The following is a 15,324-nucleotide window of genomic DNA, read 5'->3' as shown; positions in this document are numbered from 1 at the left end:
TCAATACTAGGAGCGCCCGCGGGCGCGTCGGTGCCACTAGAACTGCACCCGAGGGGGCTGCGAGATGGCGGCACGGTCGGCCACCTCGAAGAACGAGCGCTGCCCGTAATGGAGCGGGCCGGCGACGAGATTGTTGGGGAACACCTTGACCTTGGTGTTGTACTCGCGAACGCCTCCGTTGTAGAAGCGACGCGATGCCTGAATGCGGTTCTCCACGTCGACGAGGTCGGACTGCAGCTGCAGGAACTCCCGACTCGCCTGCAGCTGTGGGTAGGCCTCTGCGGCGGCGAAGAGACCGCGGAGCGCGCCCTGCACCCCGTTCTCTGCGGCGCTCACTTCTTCAGGGGTCTGCGCCTGCGAGCTGACCTGACGCGCCTCGGCGAACGCGGCGAAGGCCTTGTCCTCGTGCGTCGCGAACGTCCGCACGCTGCTCTCGAGCTGCGGCAGGAGCTCCTCGCGGGCAACGAGCTGCGCGGTGATGTCAGTCCAGGCTGCATCCACGCGCGTCTGCAGCCGCTTCAACGCGCGGCTCGTGGCGACCGCGTACACGGCGATGGCAATGACGATGAGGAGCACGGCTCCGACGGCGATCCAGACTTCGAGCATGCCGGAATGGTATCCCGCATCGACTGCGAGGCGGCGGGGTCAGCTCACCGCCTGAGCGAATTCACTGGACGCCGACTCCGCCAGGTGCCGAAGGTGCTCGGGGATGGGCATCCCCCGGCGCCGAGCAGCCTGCGCCCACAGGCGCCCCGCACGGTACGAGGACCGCACGAGCGGGCCGGCCAGGACGCCGAGGAAGCCGATCTCCTCGGCGACCGATTTCAGCTCGACGAACTCCTGCGGCTTCACCCACCGGGCGACCGGCAGGTGTCGTGGGCTGGGGCGCAGGTACTGCGTGAGCGTGATGATGTCGCAGCCGGCTTCGCGGAGGTCGGCGAGCGCCTGCTCGATCTCATGGCGCTCCTCCCCCATGCCGAGGATCAGATTGGACTTCGTGACGAGGCCCGCGTTCCTCGCCTGGGTGATGACGCCGAGCGACCGCTCATAGCGGAACGCGGGGCGGATGCGCTTGAAGATCCGCGGCACGGTCTCGACGTTGTGTGCGAACACCTCCGGCCGCGACGAGAAGACCTCCGCGAGCAGCTCCGGGTTCCCGGAGAAGTCCGTCGCGAGGATCTCGACGCCTGTTGCCGGGTTGTCGGCGTGGATGCGCCGCACGGTCTCCGCATGAAGCCATGCGCCTTCGTCAGGCAGGTCATCTCGCGCGACGCCCGTCACCGTCGCGTAGCGAAGCCCCATCGCGGTCACCGATTCAGCGACCCTCCGCGGCTCGTCGGTGTCGTACTCAGCTGGCTTGCCCGTGTCGATCTGGCAGAAGTCGCACCGGCGCGTGCACTGCGATCCCCCGATGAGGAACGTGGCTTCTCTGTCTTCCCAGCACTCGTAGATGTTGGGGCAGGCTGCCTCCTGGCAGACCGTGTGCAGACCGCCCTCCTTCACGAGCTCGGAGACCCTCGTGAACTCGGGCCCCATCCTGGCTCTCGTCTTGATCCACTCCGGCTTGCGCTCGATCGGCGTCGCCGCGTTGCGCGCCTCGACACGGAGCAGCTTTCGCCCCTCGGGCTTGATCGTCATGCCGCGACCTCGTTTCGGATGCCGAGGTGCTCGGTGAGCAGCTCGGCGACTCGTGGGGCGATCTCCGCCGGCGTGACCGCCCGTCCGAGCTCCACGCTCAGGGAGGTGACGCCTGCGTCGCTGATCCCGCACGGCACGATGCGCTGGAACGGCTCGAGCTCGTTCGAGCAGTTCAGGGCGAAGCCGTGCATGGTGCACGCCTCGACCACGCGGACGCCGATCGAGGCGATCTTCCGAGGTGCATCCTCAGGTCCCACCCAAACTCCCGACCGTCCGGCCACTTGGCGGCCGACGACGCCGAGTTCGCCGATCAGCTCGATGAGCGCCACCTCGAGCCGACGGACGTGCGCCACGACATCGATCGGCTCCGGAAGCCGCACGATCGGATACCCGACGAGCTGGCCCGGCCCGTGCCAGGTCAGACGGCCGCCCCTGTCTGCATCAACGACCGGTGTCCCGTCCACGGGACGCTCACTGGCCCGTGTCAGCCGCCCGGCGGTGTAGACGCTCGGGTGCTCGAGCAGGACGACCGTGTCAGCGCGCGAACCGGCGACCCGCTCGGCGTGCAGCGCGCGCTGCATCCCGAGCGCCTCGGCGTACTCGACGGCCTCTGGCCCGAATCCCGGTGTCAGCACATGCATCATGGCACTAGTGTCGCATATTGTGGACGCAGTACAAGAACGTTGCTCGGTGCAAAGAGGGGCGACCATTGGTCACCCCTCCGCGCGCCCGTCGCCGGCCGTCACACCGCGATCTGCGACGAGACCGCCTTCAGCTTGTGCCGCGCCAGCGCCAGGTTCGCGCTCGTACGGCTCAGCACGAGGTAGATGAACAGGCCGTTCGACCCCTGCGTGTTGAGCACGTTGATCAGGTGGTACTGCGAGCTCAGCGTGATCAGGATGTCGTCGATCTCGTCGGTGACGCCGAGCTCGCTCATCGTCGCGAGCTTCGCCCGCACGACGTTGGAGTTGCCGGCGGCCGCGATGCCGAGGTCGAAGGACGGATTGCCGCCCTGCGCGAGCGCCATGCCGCTGGCATAGTCGACGATCGCAGCGCCGGTGGCGCCCTCGATGCTGAGCAGCTGCCTGATGGCTTCGTCGAGTGAACTCATGTGGTGTTTCCCCTTTGCGTTTCGAGTCGCCGACTCCACACCTTCAGGAACGGCAGGCGAAAGATCGTCCTGCGTTATCGTCCATTCCGAAGCGGTTTCGTCGTCCGACTCCCCCTTGCCGACCAGATTCCCCAACGCATCCGAGCCATCGTTCATGCGTCCCGGAGAATGCTCCGCAGCAGTCGCAGCTCCAGACCCGGCCGTGACATCCGCGGCAGCCAGGCCCAGGAAGCACCGCCACCATGGCAGTGAATCGGGTGTCCGCACGTCAAACCTCAGCCGCATCGAAGATCCAGTCGGTGTTGGCTGCCGACGGCAGCCGACATGACCATAACGCACACCTGGACCCCAGAAATACGCGGCAGAGGTCAGCGATCGTATAGATTTGGCTCGTCCGAGTTCGCAGTTCGCTGCGGAGGGGGCGGACGAACGGCGCGTTGTCGATCCCAGAATCACGCGTCGCAGAGCTATCGAGGGGGAACGATGGACACTCTTGTGCATATGACTGATGCGACCGCTTCGTACGGCAACCGGCACGTACTTCGAGACATCGACCTCACCCTGTACCGAGGTCAGATCGTCGGCCTGATCGGGGTCAACGGGGCCGGGAAGAGCACGCTCGTCAACACGCTCGTCGGACGACACCAGCTCGATTCCGGAACCATGATTCTCGGCGACGAGCCGTACGCGCCGGAGTCGCTCGACGAAGCGCAGGCATGCGGAGTCGGCGTCATCACGCAGAACGCGGAACCGCCGACCGGCTTGACGGTTGCGCAGGCGCTCTTCCGGAACACCTACCGGGCGGGCGAAGCGCACGAGGAGGTCCTCGAACGCGCGACCGAGCTGCTCGACCAGACCGGTGCCGAGCTGGACCTCGGCGCCATGGTCAGCGAGCTCGATCGTGGTCGACGCGCGCTCGTCGAGGTCGTGCGCATGCTCGCCGAGGAGGCACAGCTCGTGGTGATCGACGAGGTGGCCGTCACGCTCGCAGATCACGAGATCGCGCTGCTCCACCGGGTCCTGCGCCAGCTTGCCGGGCAAGGACGCGGCATCCTCTACATCACGCACCGGATGGACGAGGTGCAGTCCATCGTCGACCGTGTTCTCGTGCTCCGCGAGGGCAGGATCGCCATCGACACCCCCATCGCGGGGCTCAGCTCGGAAGAGCTCACGATCATGCTCCTGGGCGAGCTGCCGGAATCCGATGCGACGCTCGCGGTCGCCGCCGATGACGCTCATCGCGCGGCACTCGCTGCCTTCGGCGTCGGAGACGGCCAGCTTCTGCACGGCGTCGATCTACATGTCCGCCCAGGCGAGGTCGTCGGCATCACCGGCACACACGACTCGGGCGTCCGCCAGCTCATCGAGATCCTCGGCGGCGCCCAGCACCCCGGGCAAGGTCACGTGGAGCTGTTCGGCGAGCCGATCGATCTGACGGAGTCAGGGGCCGCGGAAGCGCACGGAGTGAGCTTCCTCCCGGACGCCGTTCCCTCGTTCGACTCGGACCGGAGCCTCAGCCAGGGCGTCGATCCGGCCGACAGCTCGCTCAGCGCCGAGATCACGCGGGCTCGGAAGATGATCGACCTGGTGCACCGTCTGCGCATCAATACGACGAACATCCACGCCGCGCTCGATGAGCTCTCCGGCGGCGATCAGCAGAAAGCCGAGTTCATCCGCGCCGTGGAACGCGGCGGCAGCGTCCTGGTGCTGGCTCACCCGACGCAGGGCGTCGACGTCGGTGCCAGACGGTCCGTATTCGCGTTCCTCCACAGCCTCGCCGAGACCGGCACCGCGGTGGTGTTCCTCGGCACCGACATGACGGAGCTCCTGCAGTGGAGCCACCGGGTCGTGGTCCTCGCCAACGGACGCACTGCGCTCGAAGGCCGCTCCGAGCTGCTCGACGAGGACATGATCGTGCACGCAATGCTCGGTGCCCAGCGGCCTGAGCGCGTCGGACGCCGAGCAGCGATCACCGCCTAGATGGCCTGCCGCGAGAATGCGGCGGCACGCTCCACCTGATCGGCGGTGATCGTGGTCCCCGTGTACTTCTCGAACTGCCGCGCGGCCTGCAGGGCAGCCACGGCCGCGCCCGTGATCACGGGGACTCCACGAGCACGTGCGAGGCGGATGAGCGGGGTCTCCGCGGGGAACGCGACGACATCGAAGACGAGCTCGGCTGCGGCAACGTGCTCCTCGCTGAATGACAGCTCCCCCTCGTCGGCACCCGTCATGCCGAGCGGGGTGACGTTGACGAGGGCGAACGGGCCAGGCGACGGGTCGGCGGCCTGCCACCGGAAGCCGTACTTCTCGGCAAGCGCGGAGCCTGTCGTCTCGTTGCGCGCGACGACCGTGACATCCGCGAAGCCCGCATCCCGGAACGCGGCCACGACGGCCTTCGCCATGCCACCCGCCCCGCGCACGACGACGGGCAGCGACGGTCGGATGTCGTGCTCTGCGATGAGAGCGGCGATCGCTTCGTAGTCGGTGTTGGAGGCGACGAGCTTCCCTCCGTCGTTCACGATCGTGTTGACCGACTCGATCGCGAGCGCTGACGCGTCCAGCTCGTCCACGAGCGGGATGACGGCTTCCTTGAACGGCATCGACACCGAGCAGCCGCGGATACCGAGTGCACGAACGCCGCGAACGGCACCCTCGATGTCCTCCGTGGTGAAGGCCTTGTAGATGAAGTTGAGGCCGAGCTCGTCATAGAGGAAATTGTGGAAGCGCGTCCCGAGGTTCGACGGCCGGGCGGCGAGCGAGATGCAGAGGGTCATGTCCTTATTCAGAATCGGCATGACGCCAGTATGGCGCGTCCTCGACGCGGCCGCTTCAGCGCAGATCGAGACGCATGAGGACACGCGGGAAGCCGTTCAGCACGGAGTCGGTGTCGGACGCCTTCGAGAAGCCGGCCTTCTCGAAGAGCGCCCGCGTGCCGACATAGGCCATCGTGAGATCGACCTTCGCTCCCCCGTTGTCGACGGGATACGCCTCCACGACAGGGGCGTCGTGCTCCCTCGCGAGCTGAACAGCACCCTCGACGAGGCGATGCGAGAGCCCTTGGCCGCGGAACCCGGGACGCACCCGAACGCACCACAGCGACCACACGGGCAGATCGTCGAGGCGCGGGATGCGGCGGTTGCGGGCGAAGCTCGTGTCGCTTCGCGGGTGCACGGCGGCCCAGCCGACGACCTCGTCGCCGTCGTAGGCGAGCACGCCCGGCGGAATCTTCTGGCGGAGCAGACGCTTGACGCGCTCACCACGCTCGACGCCCGCCAACGACTGGTTCTCCTTCGACGGGATGCGGTAGCTGAGGCACCAGCACACATTGGCGTCGGGACGCTTGGGGCCGACCATCGTCTGCACGTCGGCGAACCGCTTCGCCGCCCGAACCTCGATCACCATGTGGGCATGGTGCCACGCGGACCTCGGAGCAAGCGAGGAGCTTGCGAAGTGCCCCCACTGGGATTCGAACCCAGAACACAAGGATTTTAAGTCCTCTGCCTCTGCCAGTTGGGCTATAGGGGCGTACACGTCGGGGCCGCCGCATCCGGAGATGAGGCGGCCCCGACGAGCGTCGCTACTTGCTGTCGCCAGCGGGAGCCTTCGCCGAGCGGGCGGCGGGCTTGGGAGCGGCCGAACCTGCCTCAGCCGTGACCTTCTCGGCAGCGTTCTTGCCGCTCGTGTCAGCGGCGGGCTTGTCCGACGGCGCAGCGGGCTTGCCGCCGCCGTGCTCGCTCGACGCGGGGAGCTTCTCAGGCGCGTCCTTCTTCGCGTCGGCGACGGCCGGGCGGGGACGCGAAGCGAACCGCTCGAAGCCGGCGCGAGGCGTCTCGCGGGCGCTGAGCGACACGAAGTCGCGCCCGAGCACGAAGTTGTTGATCCAGCCCGTGAGGACGCGGATCTTGCGCTCGACGGTCGGGATCGCGAGGTCGTGGTAGCCGCGGTGCGCGAGCCAGGCGAGCACGCCGGTCAGGGCGAAGGTGCCCGACTGGAAGGCGCCGACGCCGATACCGAGGCCGGCAACCGCGCCCATGTTCTCGTGGTAGTAGTCCTTCGGCGTTCCGCCGCGAAGCGTTGCGACGAGGTTCGAGGCCATGAGCTTGCCCTGGCGAACCGCGTGCTGCGCGTTCGGCACGCAGAAGCCGCCGACTCCGCCACCGGAGAGGTCCGGGACAGCGGACACGTCGCCGGCCGCCCAGGCGTCCTGCACGATGCCGTTGTCGCCCTCGACCCGGAGGTCGGCGCGGGCGCGGAGGCGTCCACGCTCGTCGACGGGGAGGTCGCTGTTGCTCTTGATGATCGGAGCAGCCATGACGCCAGCCGTCCAGACGATGACGTCCGTGGGGAACTTGTCGCCGGCCGACGTCTCGACGACACCGTCGACAGCAGAGGTGACCTGCGTGTTGAGGTGCACGGTCGCGCCGCGCTCGGCGAGGTTCTTGATGACCCAGAGAGCCGTGTCCTCGGAGACCTCGGGCATGATGCGCCCGGCGGCTTCGATGAGGTGGAAGTGCACGTCGTCGAACTGCAGCGACGGGTAGTCCTCGAGCAGCGCGGTCGCGAGCGAGCGCATCTCAGCGAACGACTCGATGCCGGCGAAGCCGCCGCCGACGACCACGAAGGTCAGGAGGCGCGTGCGCTCCGGGCCGGGGGCCATCGTCGACGCCTTGTTGAAGTTGTCGATCATCGTGTCGCGGATCCACGTGGCCTCTTCGACCGTCTTCACGCCGATGGCGTTGTCGGCGATGCCCGGGATCGGGAACGTGCGCGACACAGCACCCGCGGTGACCACGATGATGTCGTAGTTGACCGTGTAGGGCTCGCCGATCTCAGGCGTGATGGTCGCCGTCTTCGTGGCGTGGTCGATGTTCGTGACCTCAGCCGTGATGACACGCGAGCGCTTGAGGTGACGTCGCAGCGAGACGACCGCGTGACGCGGCTCGATGTTTCCGCTGATGACCTCGGGAAGGAACGGCTGGTACGTCATGTACGGCAGTGGGTCGACAACCGTGACCTGGGCTTCGCCCGGGTTCAGCTGCTTCTCGAGCTGCCATGCCGTGTAGAAGCCGGCGTAACCTCCGCCAACGATGAGAATCTTAGTCACGTACTTGTACTCCCTGCATGCGATGGTTGGGCGAGGAAAACCTTGTCAAGTCTACTCCTGCACATCACCGGTGAGTGCATCACCGGGGTTGGCGCACACGCAGCGCTGCGGTGACCACGTTGACAGCTCGAGGGCCCAGTCGCCGACCGGGTTCACACCGGGCCCCGCGACCAGCGAATGGGCGGCGAGCGCGTGCAGGCACTTGACGCGTGTCGGCATGCCCCCCGCGGTGACGCCCGAGATCTCCTCGACGACCTCGAGGGATTCGCGCTCCGCCAGGTAGCGCTCGTGCGCGGCGAGGTAGGCGGCCCGGAACTCGTCGTCCTCGCTGAGGCGCTGCTGCATCTCTGGCATGATCTGGTCTGCCTCGATCTGCGACATGGCGATGGTCGCGGCCGGGTGGGAGAGGTAGTAGAGCGTGGGGAACGGCGTGCCGTCGGGAAGGCGCGGGCGGGTGACGACGACGGTCGGGTTGCCGCACGCGCAGCGCGCGCCGATGCCGACGACCCCCCGCATGGGGCGGCCGAGCTGCTCGCGCATGACGTCGAGATCGCGTTCGGTGGCTTCTGAGTACTCGAGCATTGGTCGCTTTCGGCTGTGCGGGTGGATCCGCGTTCACGCGCATCCACTGATCGTGGTGGTGCGTCTGCTGCTAGTCGGTCGGAGTCGGCGCCGGGGCCGTGCCCGCGGTCACGAGCGACTCGGCGAAGCTGTCGAGCCAGCTTGACTGCGTCTCGTGGAGGTCGGTGCTGATGTTGCTCTGCTGCTGCTTGGTGGTCGCCGGCGGGTCGAGCACGAGGTAGCTCGTGTCCCCCGGCATGACGAAGAGGAGTCGACCGCGTGCCTGCGACTGGATGTACGCGGGGTCGCTCCACCTGTCGCGTTCCGTGGCGATCTCGTCCACGCTCTGCTGCGTCTGGGTGAGCTCGGCCTGCAGCTGCGCCACGTACTGCCGCTGCGCGATGTAGCGCTGGGCCGTGGGCGCGAGCACGGCGATGCCGAGGATCACCACGAGGGCGACGAGCACGGTCGCGCCGTTCGGGCGCACGGTCGGGATGCGGCTGCGCGAGCCGGAAGCGCCCTGCCCGGATGTGCGGGGCGACGTCGACGTGGACTTGGCGCGGGGCTTGGACTTCGGCTTCGCGCTCGACTTGGCCTTCGCGTTCGATTTGTCCTGCGCGTTCGACTTGGCCTTCGCGTTCGATTTCGGGGGCGCGGCAGTTGCTGGCCGCGTCTTCGACGTCGTGTTCGGGGTGGACTTCGAGCCAGCTCGCGAACCCGCGCTGGTGCTCGAATCGCCCGCTGCGCCCGTCTTCCTGCCTGCGCCGGACTTGCCTGTCGAGTTGGGCATGCTCATCCCCCTCTCCGTGTCGACTCTCCATCATGCCGAACGGGCCGGGGACTTGCCCCGACCCGTTCGTGTGTCGCGCTGATCAGCGCGGCGCAGTGCCTACGCCTTGTGGCGAGGGAAGGCGCTGCGTCCCGCGTAGACGGCGGCGTCGCCGAGCTCTTCCTCGATGCGGAGGAGCTCGTTGTACTTCGCGACGCGGTCGGTGCGGGCGGGCGCACCCGTCTTGATCTGCCCGGAGTTCGTGGCGACTGCGAGGTGCGCGATCGTCGCGTCCTCGGTCTCGCCCGAACGGTGCGAGAGGATCGCCGTGTAGCCGGCGCGCTGCGCGAGCGAGACAGCGTCGAGCGTCTCCGTGAGCGTGCCGATCTGGTTGACCTTCACGAGGAGCGAGTTGGCCGCGCCCTCTGTGATGCCGCGCTGGAGGCGCTCCGGGTTGGTGACGAACAGGTCGTCGCCGACGATCTGCACCTTGTCGCCGATGGCGGCGGTGAGGGCCTGGTAGCCCGACCAGTCGTCCTCGTCCAGCGGGTCCTCGATCGTGACGATCGGGTAGTCGGCGACGAGCTTCTCGTAGAAGGATGTCATCTCCTCGGCCGAGACCTCAGCACCCTCGAAGTGGTACTTGCCGTCCTTGAAGAACTCGCTCGAGGCGACGTCCATGCCGAGCACGATGTCGGTGCCGAGCTCGTACTTCGTCGCGCCGATGGCCTCGACGATGAGGTCGAGAGCCGCACGCGTGTTGGGCAGGTCGGGGGCGAAGCCGCCCTCGTCGCCGAGGCCCGTCGCGTAGCCCTTGGAGTGCAGCGTCTTCTTGAGCTGGTGGTACACCTCGGTGCCCCAGCGAAGCGCCTCGCTGAAGGTCTCTGCACCGATGGGGAGGATCATGAACTCCTGCACGTCGATGCCGTTGTCAGCGTGAGCGCCGCCGTTGATGATGTTCATCATCGGCACGGGCAGCACGTGGGCGTTCGGGCCGCCGACGTAGCGGAAGAGCGGGAGGCCAGCCGAGTCGGCTGCAGCCTTGGCGACCGCGAGGCTCACGCCGAGGATGGCGTTCGCGCCGAGGCGCTTCTTGTTCGGGGTGCCGTCGAGCTCCTTGAGCTCCTCGTCGACGAGGCGCTGGTCGCTGGCGTCGAAGAACTCGATGGCGGGGTCGATCTCGTCGATGACTGCCTCGACGGCCTTCTGGACGCCCTTGCCGAGGTAGCGGTCGGCGTCGCCGTCGCGCAGCTCGAAGGCTTCGAAGGCACCGGTGGATGCACCGGACGGCACGGCCGCGCGGCCGGTCGATCCGTCATCGAGCAGAACCTCGACCTCGACGGTTGGGTTGCCTCGGGAATCGAGGATCTCGCGGGCGTGGACGACGTCAATAAGGGCCACAGGATGCTCCTTGCGAATCAGTAGCGTACGGACCGCCAGAGACGCGGTCCTTCGTCAGTGTATCGGGGTCGGTGGAACGTGAGGAAGGAGGGGCTTGACGAGCTCACGGGGTGGGCGACGGCAACCCGGCAGTCTCCCCCGCCATCAGCTCCGCCATGCTCGGGACCCGCCACACCACCGGGTTCTGCGCGTACTCGGCAGCTGCGCCCGCCGGATTCCACTGCAATTGCTCGAGCGCCCTGCCGGGAGGTACGAGATAGAGAGCGCAGCGGAGCTGCTGCGAGTCGGCTTCGTCCTGCTTGGGGACGCCCAGGGCTTCTTCGCAGACGACTGCGTCAGGCGCTTCGTCGACGGTCTCGCGCGGCGCCACCGAACCGTCGTCGAGGATGCCGACCAGATCCGGTGGAAGCGCCGACGTCCCATCTTGCGCGTCACCCTGCAATCCGACTTCGACGTTCACCGATTCCGGGTGCGTCCACTCGTCGCCGATCTCCGCGAGGCCCGCGTTCTCCGGACCACCGATCGACAGCACCGAGAAGGTGACGGCGACCTCGCGACCGTCCTCGAGCGGGAGCAGCGCGGTCTCCTGGTACTCGAATCGGCTGCCGGGCTCGGCAACTGATTCAGGGATGACGACCTCCTGGAAGGTGAAGGGGTCGTCCCACTCGCCGAGCAGTGAGCACCCGCTCACTGACGTTGCCATTGCCAGCGCGAGGCCGGCGGACGCGAGCCAACGCCCTCGGACTCTGCTGACTGGCTTCACTCGTAGCGCGCTCGATTCCAAAGCTCCCCCTCGTTCGGAGGTGCCAGACTACGAGTCCTGGAGCGCTTCGAAGCTGAGCGTCTCCGGCGCCTCGACGTGCTCGTCACGCACGTGAGCGACATGCGTGAACCCCTGCTCGGCCAGCGAGGCGAGGAGGCCACGCACGTTCTTGGGCTTCTTCGCGACGCGCACTCGCGAGGCCCCCGAGCGCACGACCGCGCCCTTGACCTTCGCGATGTCGGCAACGGATGCGCGCTTGTCGAAGAGCAGCGCGATGGCCCGTTCCGCCCCCGTCTCCGGCAGCTGCGCCAGATCGACGATGCGCTCGAAGCCGATCGAGAAGCCGCAGGCCGGCACATCCTGGCCGAGGAAGCGGCCGATCATGCCGTCGTACCGACCGCCGCCACCGACCGATGAACCGGACTCGGGGTGAGCGGCTTCGAAGATCGTGCCCGTGTAGTAGCCCATCCCGCGCACGAGGCTCGGGTCGAATACGAGCCGGGTCGACGCGCCAGCAGCGGCAGCAGCATCCGCGATCTCGACCATGCCGTCGACGACCTCGACGACGGCCGGGTCCTCGCGGAGCGCGCCGGGCAGGCTCGTGAGGATGGTCTCGCGGTCGAAGCGGATGCCCGACTCGAGCAGCGGGGCCCAGGTGGCGAGCGCCGCCGCGAGCTGCAGGGCCGCCGTCGCGTTGATCGTCGCGAGCTCCGCGGCGACCCCCTCCGGTCCGATCTTGTCGAGCTTGTCGATGGTGATGAGCGCGGCGCCGTGCTCGGCATCCGCGAATCCGCAGTGCACGAGCAGCGCGGTCAGCAGGCGTCGGTCGTTGACTCGCATGGTGCAGTCGTCCAGGCCGAGCTCCACGAGCGCAGCCGACGAAGCCACGAGCAACTCGACCTCCGCGAGCGCCCCCGGCTCGCCGATGATGTCGATGTCGCACTGCACGAACTGCCGGTAGCGGCCCTTCTGTGGGCGCTCGGCGCGCCAGACGGGGGCGATCTGCAGGCTGCGGAAGACGCCGGGCAGCGTGCCGCGGTGCGTCGCGACGAATCGGGCGAGCGGCACCGTCAGGTCGAAGCGCAGGCCGAGGTCGCTGAGCGCAAGCGGGTCCCCAGCCTCAGCCGCGGCGGCCAGCGCGTCCCCGTCGAGCGCCCGCTTCATGACGGCGAACGAGAGCTTCTCGTTATCGCCACCGAGCCCCGAGTGCAGCCGCGCTGTGTCCTCGACGACGGGCGTCTCGATCTCATCGAAGCCGTGCCTCGTGTACACCTCGCGGATCGTGCCGAGGATGCGCTCGCGCCTGCGCTTGTCTGCCGGGAGGAAATCGCGCATGCCACGAGGCGGGGTGATCTGAGAAGCCATTGCACTATTCTCGCAGGATGATCGCACGCGAGACGTCCGGGGGCGCGCGGTGACCGGCCTCATCATCCTCTCGGCGGCGCTTCTCTTCGCTGCCTGCATGTTCTGGAGCTTCTCGCGCATCGGACGCCCGGGCCGCCCACGCGTCGGCGGCGCCCTGTCCGGCGCCATGACCGGAGTCGACCAGGCATTCGCCCCGACCCACGCCGAGGCCGCGGAGGCACTCGAGGCGGAGCGCGTGATGCCTGCCCCCACCCCGGTCACCGGTGGCCCGCTGCCGGTTGAGACCGGCCGCGTCGAGATCACGCTCGAACGGCGTGACGAGGCATGACCGCCCAGCTCCCCCTCGTCAGTGCAGGCCAGGCCCGGCGCATCGCGCTCGCAGCCCAGGGCTTCGGTACCCGAAGTGCCGCGACCGAAGTCGGCACCAGGCAGCTCGGCTCGCTGCTCTCGCGCATCCACCTCCTGCAGATCGACTCCGTCAACGTGTGGGAGCGGAGCCACTACATGCCCGTCTTCTCGCGCCTCGGCGGCTACGACAAAGCCGTACTCGACCGGCTCGCGTCCGGCCGCACCCCGCGGCTCACCGAATACTGGGCCCACGAGGCGGCGCTGCTCCCGGTCGCGTCGCTCCCCTTGTTCGGGTGGCGCATGCGCGACAAAGCGGAACGCGACCGGCGCAAGAACGCGGAGTTCCTCGAGGGCCACGCGGCGACGATCGCCTGGCTGCGCGCCGAGCTCCTTGAGCGCGGACCGCTCGCCGCCAGCGAGTTCGAGCACGAGGCCAACAAACGGCGCGGATCGTGGTGGGAGTGGTCAGACGTCAAGATCGTGCTCGAGTACCTCTTCCGGTGGGGCGAGCTGGCGTCAGCTCCCCGCAAGGGCTTCGAGCGACGCTACGCGCTTCCCGAGCAGGCGCTTCCCGCCGAGGTGCGTGGTGCTGAGGTGAGCACGCGCGACGCGGTCCGCGAGCTCACCGGGATGGCCGCCGCCGCCCACGGCATCGGCACCACGGCTGACCTGGCCGACTACTTCCGCGTGCCGATGGCGCTCACGAAGACCGCGCTCGAAGAGCTCGCCGACTCTGGCGAGGTCCTCCCCGTGCGAGTCGCCGAGTGGGGCAAAGACGGCCAGCCCGGCCTCGCGTGGCTGCACCGGGACGCCCGCCGCCCACGCGCGATGGACGCGGCCGCGCTCCTCTCACCGTTCGACCCCGTCGTCTGGTACCGGCCGAGAGCCGAGCGGATGCACGACTTCCACTACCGCATCGAGATCTACACCCCCGCCCACAAGCGCGTGTACGGCTACTACTCACTGCCCATCCTCCTCGGCGACGCCGTCGTCGGCCGCGTCGACCTGAAGAACGACCGCCAGTCGCGCATCCTGCGCGTGCAATCTGCGTGGAGCGAAGCGGATGCGCCCACCGATATCGCCGAGCGCACCGCGCTCCTGCTCCGTGACGCGGCCGCCTGGCAGAACCTCGACGATATCGTCGTGGCCGACCGCGGCACCCTCGCCCGCGACCTCGCGGGCGCCCTCACGACCTGACCTGTCCTGGCCTGACCTGGCGCGCTGACGACGACGCGCTGACATTGCGCTGGCCCAACTGCGCCGCGAGCCAACGCTGCCACCGATGAGCCCGTTAGGCCGCGCCAAAGCGGCCACTTGACTGGCAGCAGTTCGCGGGAGGCCGGCAGAAGCGGCCATCTGCCTGGCAGCGATGCGCGGCCGCAGCACCGGGACGAGGGGCGGCCGGACGGGGCCTCGTGAGGCGGCGCCGGTGACGGAAATCAGCCGCGTCGGGTTTCGGCCGCGCGGATGCGTTGCTCGAGTTCGCGGTTCGCGAGCCGCATCGCGCGTTCGGCGTCGAGGCCCCGCGCATCCGCGTCTCGCACGAGCGCCAGCAGCGTCCGCCCAAGTTCCAGTTCCTCGCTGACCGAGCTGACCGAGTCGACCGAGTCGACTCCGGCCGCACCGACCTCCACCCCAGGTTTCGGGATGGCTTTCTCGCTTCCGGATGGTTTGTTTTCCATCCCGAGGTGATTTCCCCATCCCGAATCGAGAGTGGTGGCGACGGATGCGGTGTCAGCCGCGACGGCGGGCGACACCGCCGCGGCGACCTGGCGCTCCTTCCCGAGGAGCTTCTGGGCGAGCGCAAGCGCCGACATGTCGCGGGGCACGCCATCGAGCACGCTCGTGCGGTCGCGCTTCTCGACGGCCTTGGCCTCCTGCCACAGGCGGATGATCTCGTCGATGTCACGGGTCGGGGTCGGCCCGAAGACGTGCGGGTTGCGGCGCACGAGCTTGTCGGCCTGCTCACGCGCGACGTCCTCGAGCGTGAACGCGCCGCTCCCCCGCGTGGAGGCTATGTCGGAATGGAAGAGCACCTGGAAGAGCACGTCTCCCAGCTCCTCCTTGATGTCGGCCGGGTTGTCGTCCTCGAGGGCCTCGACGAGCTCCGCCGTCTCCTCCGTGAGGTACTTCACGAGCGTCGCGTGCGTCTGCTCCTCGTACCAGGCGCATCCGCCGTCGCCGCGAAACGCCCCGACGACTTCAAGCAGACGGAGGAGCTCCGGATGCTCGCAGTGCCCCGACCGCTCGCTCGCGTCGGCCAC

16 protein-coding genes and 1 tRNA gene are annotated in these 15,324 nt (G+C 68.3%); 3 read left to right on the top strand and 14 right to left on the bottom strand.

Features of this window, described 5'->3' with window-relative positions; genetic code table 11:
- Positions 1 to 36 precede the first annotated feature (36 nt).
- From ACQFZP_RS02080 to ACQFZP_RS02065, 4 genes are all read right to left on the bottom strand, one after another.
- Positions 37 to 606 (bottom strand): LemA family protein, encoded by a 570-nt coding sequence (locus ACQFZP_RS02080; protein ID WP_211890182.1) that lies wholly within the window; start codon positions 604 to 606, stop codon positions 37 to 39.
- 39 nt (positions 607 to 645) lie between these two features.
- The gene (gene lipA / locus ACQFZP_RS02075) at positions 646 to 1,638 is read right to left on the bottom strand and encodes a lipoyl synthase (protein ID WP_179556443.1); all 993 of its coding nucleotides are present in this window, start codon (positions 1,636 to 1,638) and stop codon (positions 646 to 648) included.
- Positions 1,635 to 2,282, bottom strand: coding sequence for a lipoyl(octanoyl) transferase LipB (gene lipB / locus ACQFZP_RS02070; protein WP_211890181.1), 648 nt, complete (start codon positions 2,280 to 2,282; stop codon positions 1,635 to 1,637). The genes lipA and lipB overlap by 4 nt, the downstream gene beginning before the upstream one ends.
- Before the next feature lie 98 nt (positions 2,283 to 2,380).
- Positions 2,381 to 2,749 (bottom strand): hypothetical protein, encoded by a 369-nt coding sequence (locus ACQFZP_RS02065; RefSeq protein WP_104312347.1) that lies wholly within the window; start codon positions 2,747 to 2,749, stop codon positions 2,381 to 2,383.
- Positions 2,750 to 3,250: 501 nt separating this feature from the next.
- Here ACQFZP_RS02065 and ACQFZP_RS02060 point away from each other — a divergent pair.
- Complete coding sequence (locus ACQFZP_RS02060) at positions 3,251 to 4,729, top strand: ATP-binding cassette domain-containing protein (protein WP_211890180.1); 1,479 nt, start codon at positions 3,251 to 3,253, stop codon at positions 4,727 to 4,729.
- On the opposite strand, the gene ACQFZP_RS02055 is transcribed toward ACQFZP_RS02060, so the two are convergent.
- From ACQFZP_RS02055 to hisS, 9 genes are all read right to left on the bottom strand, one after another.
- The gene (locus ACQFZP_RS02055; protein ID WP_211890179.1) at positions 4,726 to 5,544 is read right to left on the bottom strand and encodes a shikimate 5-dehydrogenase; all 819 of its coding nucleotides are present in this window, start codon (positions 5,542 to 5,544) and stop codon (positions 4,726 to 4,728) included. The genes ACQFZP_RS02060 and ACQFZP_RS02055 overlap by 4 nt on opposite strands.
- A gap of 34 nt (positions 5,545 to 5,578) precedes the next feature.
- Positions 5,579 to 6,151 (bottom strand): GNAT family N-acetyltransferase, encoded by a 573-nt coding sequence (locus ACQFZP_RS02050; protein WP_179556439.1) that lies wholly within the window; start codon positions 6,149 to 6,151, stop codon positions 5,579 to 5,581.
- A gap of 49 nt (positions 6,152 to 6,200) precedes the next feature.
- Positions 6,201 to 6,274 (bottom strand) — tRNA-Leu (locus tag ACQFZP_RS02045).
- 52 nt (positions 6,275 to 6,326) lie between these two features.
- On the bottom strand, positions 6,327 to 7,853 hold the full coding sequence (locus ACQFZP_RS02040) for an FAD-dependent oxidoreductase (RefSeq protein ID WP_211890178.1): 1,527 nt from the start codon (positions 7,851 to 7,853) through the stop codon (positions 6,327 to 6,329).
- A gap of 51 nt (positions 7,854 to 7,904) precedes the next feature.
- Positions 7,905 to 8,435: a DUF501 domain-containing protein gene (locus ACQFZP_RS02035; RefSeq protein WP_249311999.1), complete on the bottom strand. Its 531-nt coding sequence runs from the start codon at positions 8,433 to 8,435 to the stop codon at positions 7,905 to 7,907.
- 70 nt (positions 8,436 to 8,505) lie between these two features.
- Positions 8,506 to 9,204, bottom strand: coding sequence for a septum formation initiator family protein (locus tag ACQFZP_RS02030; RefSeq protein WP_211890177.1), 699 nt, complete (start codon positions 9,202 to 9,204; stop codon positions 8,506 to 8,508).
- A 99-nt stretch (positions 9,205 to 9,303) separates the two neighbouring features.
- Complete coding sequence (gene eno, locus ACQFZP_RS02025) at positions 9,304 to 10,584, bottom strand: phosphopyruvate hydratase (protein WP_104253687.1); 1,281 nt, start codon at positions 10,582 to 10,584, stop codon at positions 9,304 to 9,306.
- A 103-nt stretch (positions 10,585 to 10,687) separates the two neighbouring features.
- On the bottom strand, positions 10,688 to 11,275 hold the full coding sequence (locus ACQFZP_RS02020; protein WP_211890176.1) for a hypothetical protein: 588 nt from the start codon (positions 11,273 to 11,275) through the stop codon (positions 10,688 to 10,690).
- A gap of 120 nt (positions 11,276 to 11,395) precedes the next feature.
- Entirely contained in the window at positions 11,396 to 12,712 is a 1,317-nt protein-coding gene (hisS, locus tag ACQFZP_RS02015; protein ID WP_211890175.1) for a histidine--tRNA ligase, read from the bottom strand.
- Between the two features lie 49 nt (positions 12,713 to 12,761).
- On the opposite strand from hisS, the gene ACQFZP_RS02010 reads away from it, so the two are divergent.
- Positions 12,762 to 13,040 carry a hypothetical protein gene (locus ACQFZP_RS02010; protein WP_104312354.1) on the top strand — a complete coding sequence of 93 codons (279 nt, stop codon included), beginning with the start codon at positions 12,762 to 12,764 and terminating at the stop codon, positions 13,038 to 13,040.
- Complete coding sequence (locus ACQFZP_RS02005) at positions 13,037 to 14,257, top strand: winged helix-turn-helix domain-containing protein (protein WP_211890174.1); 1,221 nt, start codon at positions 13,037 to 13,039, stop codon at positions 14,255 to 14,257. Before ACQFZP_RS02010 ends, ACQFZP_RS02005 begins: the two co-directional genes overlap by 4 nt.
- Positions 14,258 to 14,499: 242 nt before the next feature.
- On the opposite strand, the gene ACQFZP_RS02000 is transcribed toward ACQFZP_RS02005, so the two are convergent.
- Complete coding sequence (locus ACQFZP_RS02000; protein WP_307852722.1) at positions 14,500 to 15,324, bottom strand: MazG nucleotide pyrophosphohydrolase domain-containing protein; 825 nt, start codon at positions 15,322 to 15,324, stop codon at positions 14,500 to 14,502.

The sequence above is a fragment of the Pseudoclavibacter sp. Marseille-Q434 genome, from assembly GCF_050315415.1.
Classification (GTDB): Bacteria; Actinomycetota; Actinomycetes; order Actinomycetales; family Microbacteriaceae; genus Pseudoclavibacter.
Note: the sequence above shows the minus strand (reverse complement) of the source record. Positions and strands in the feature narration are given on the sequence as shown.